This is a genomic window from Protofrankia sp. CiT1 (genome assembly GCF_917627335.1).
Classification (GTDB): Bacteria; Actinomycetota; Actinomycetes; order Frankiales; family Frankiaceae; genus Protofrankia.
Window position 1 is genome coordinate 1 of the sequence record NZ_CAKJTP010000267.1, and the last position, 3246, is coordinate 3246.

A 3246-nucleotide genomic window follows, 5' to 3' on the forward strand; every position below is an offset into this window, starting at 1 on the left:
CGGCTGTCACCAGGTCTGCGCGCGGCGTGGCCCAGGGCGGAAAGGCATCCGCGGCCGGCCCGCCGCCGTCCACATCTTCGTCGGGGCCGGGTGGCGGGGCGACCCGGTCACCGCGTTTCGAGCTCACGCGATCACGTCCGGTTCGGGCACGCTCCCGTAGTCGTCGCAGTCCTGGGCGAAGATCGCGGCGAGGTGCGGGTCGGCGTGGATCTCGGCGGTGCGTTTCCACTCATTGATCAAATATGCGACCGGGACGAGGTTGTCCGGGTCCTCGATGGCGCGCAGGGTGCTGACGAACTCGGCGAGGAACAGTCGCTGGTCATCCTCGGGCAGGAACCGTGTTCAGGTGAACGCCTCGGGCAGGGCTTCGAGGAGCCAATCGTGTCCCTGCTGATCGGCCCGACGTAGCAACACCGTGGTCAGCCGGGTGGCCGCGGAGACGATGGTGCGTTCCTGCTCACGCCGGGAGGCGCTGGTCAAGACCAGGTCCTCGGCGTCGTGGCGACGCAGGCGCAGCGGGACCGCTCCGGACCTGGCCATCGAAAGCCAGGGTGTCTTTGGGCTTGTTCAGCAGGTCGGAGAACGCGACCACCAACGTGGCAGACATACTTTCAAATTAGAGCGCCCGGCAATAGGACTGTCTGGCTCACGCAGCCCGGTCGGCGCCTCGCGTCATCGCTCCCCGTCCATCGCTACGCGATGCACGGATACCCCGGCTCGTCGGTCGACGCCCAACACAGGGTGCCTCCCGCCGCCGCCTCGCGATCCATCCGCCCAGGCGCCGCTCCCTGATCGAACGCCCTATTGCCGGGCGCTCTTACTTCGAAAGTCACTGACAATCCGCCCTGACGACCAGGACACCGACAGTTGTCCCAGTCGTCGTCCAGCACCATCCTCGTTACCGCCGCCGAGCTGTTCACAGCCCGGCCGGGCGACCGAACCGGTGGTTGAGCGACAGACGCCCTACCCGGATCCCTTCGCCAAGGCTCCCACTGTCGTGACCCAGAAACTCAGCGGATGCACGCATACCGGGCTTCCCGGAACGCACCGGTTCTGATTCCACCAGAGAAAGCACAGGACCACGAAAACCCCGATCGCGGCCGGAACCACCGCATCGGTGGAGGTACCAACCACGCGGCCAGCTGCTGCGGGGGATGCCCCGGCCTCCTTCTTAGCGTCCAAGCCGCTCTGATTCATTTCCGTCGATGTTCCCGCGGATACTGGTTTCCGCAGGCGAGAGGGGCCGACGAGGCCGGTATGGAGCAACGCGGACCCGATGATGACGGTCAACAGATCAAAAACCTTCGCAATAACCAGCCCGTACCCGACCACCACCTTCCTGAGAACGCCCGTGATCGCCCATCGGCTCCGGATCAGGTCTTCCGGCAAAAGCAGGACCGTGCCCACGAGTCCCACGCCTCCTTCGACGGCGGCCACGAACCACGCGCTGGACGCCACCGCTGGCACGACAACCCAGATAAGCACAAAGGAGGCAAGCAGAACCAGCACAGTCCAGACAGCCTGCCCGATGAAGATTTTATCCGGGGGAAAAGCAGCCAGGACCGTTCGATCGCCCAGCCCGCCTACCATGGAGAAAATGTAACCATGACCACTCGAGCCGGCTGTCACCGGGTGACACGATGATGCCATCACGCACCGCCCTCCCGGCCCCGCCGAGTGGACGCCGATGCCTCGTCCACTCCAGGCGATCGTTTGCGCTCCGCGGGTTCCCTGTGCTCGGGCGCATCCGGGTCATCGAGCTCAGGCCGGTTCATGGCGCCGAGCAACTGCCGTCCCCGATCAGCGGTGGAATCCCCTTCAACGGCTTTGCGATAGCGCTCCCGCGCGGCGATCTCATCGCGGTCGTCCACCTCGGCATTGACCAGAATAGTGTGATCATATTCAGCTGCGGTCTCCTTCTTGCGGCGCCCCAGCGCACCACTGTGCCGGAGAGTCTCAAGGTTGTCGTCCACGATCGTGGCGGCGGTGAGGCGATCGCGGTCCTCATATTTCCGGATCGACTCGTCGACATTAGTGTCAAGATTTACGCTGAAACGCTCGATCCAGGTGACAAGCCCGTGGCCCGCGGGCAGTTCCCGCCTGCGGATGACCTCGATCCGTTCGCGCGCCTTGTTCGCCTGCTCCGCTCCGAGCAGACAGGTGATGGCCCCGATCTCACCCACCACATGGCTTTCACAGAGCCGCACCGGATCAGAGACCGGGCTGCGGAGAAGCTCGGCCGGTTCGACGACCCGATACCCGATGGTCAACTGGAAGGGAAAACCAGCGGCGTTCTCCCGGCTGGGCAGGAGCACCTGGAAAGAATGATAGTGAATTGCGATGTCCACTTTTCGCGCATAGTGATGGGTCAGAGCCTGCCGGCCGCGCGTCATCTGATCATCGAGCCGTGGATTCCGACCGTTACGATCAACGTAGACAATTCTGAACTGCTCCGATCCAGTGGCGGACCTGAACTTCCCCAGCCGACCTTCCGCGTTGTCACCGTAGGGCACCACCAAGGAGAAAGAGCCGTCGCGCTCGCCGGGTTCCGCGCTCCCCTTGGTATCGTTTCGCACATCGTCATTCACTGTTTTTGATCTCCTCAAGCATGGCCAGTAGCGCGGCTACCGGCCCCGGGTATTTCTTCTGCCAAGCCGGCAGGGAACCGCTCATGCGGTCGAGGTCCTCGAAAGTGCGGACGGACGCACGAACGGCCTCCACTAGCCCGGGCAGGATCGCCGCATCGCGGTCCGCCCGACCGATCAGATGCCGGAGACACTCCATGGATGCCGACCGCAGATAACTGGTGTTGAACGCCCGATGCCACAACAGCCCAATCCGTTGCAGGATTTCGTGGTGCTGTTCAGCCATCATCAGAAGCAGCGGACGGGTGGGCGCCCATGGATTCGCCGGGTCCCGCGGCGTGTCCAGGTCCAGGAGAAGCTGGATGAAGGAGAGCCCGCCCACCCGGCGACGACTGATCGGCTCGTCCTCATTTGTCCAGACACGCAGTTCCTTCAGAATCCTGATCTGTCGTGGCAGAGTGCTGGGAACAACCGAGTCGGAGCCCTCCGCCATGTTGTGGATAAAAAGTTCCATGACGCTTTTACTGATCGCCAACATTGAACTGACAGTGTCCAGGTCCACCGGACCACCGATATCCGCGAGCTCGCGCAGCCGCCGCAGGGCGCGCCCCAGACCGAGCGGCCCAACCCCGGAGCCCCACGCCCCCATGGCGGCCCACAG

The 3246-nt window shown here is 64.0% G+C and carries 4 protein-coding genes; all 4 read right to left on the minus strand.

From position 1 onward, the window contains the following. Positions 1-342: 342 nt before the first annotated feature. The gene (locus MJ785_RS21240) at positions 343-540 is read right to left on the minus strand and encodes a hypothetical protein (RefSeq protein WP_239382588.1); all 198 of its coding nucleotides are present in this window, start codon (positions 538-540) and stop codon (positions 343-345) included. 423 nt (positions 541-963) lie between these two features. Further along, positions 964-1653: a hypothetical protein gene (locus MJ785_RS21245; protein WP_239382590.1), complete on the minus strand. Its 690-nt coding sequence runs from the start codon at positions 1651-1653 to the stop codon at positions 964-966. Further along, complete coding sequence (locus MJ785_RS21250; protein WP_239382592.1) at positions 1650-2576, minus strand: hypothetical protein; 927 nt, start codon at positions 2574-2576, stop codon at positions 1650-1652. The genes MJ785_RS21245 and MJ785_RS21250 overlap by 4 nt, the downstream gene beginning before the upstream one ends. Before the next feature lie 4 nt (positions 2577-2580). Further along, positions 2581-3246: hypothetical protein (locus MJ785_RS21255; RefSeq protein WP_239382594.1), on the minus strand; the 666-nt coding region annotated here is incomplete at its 5' end.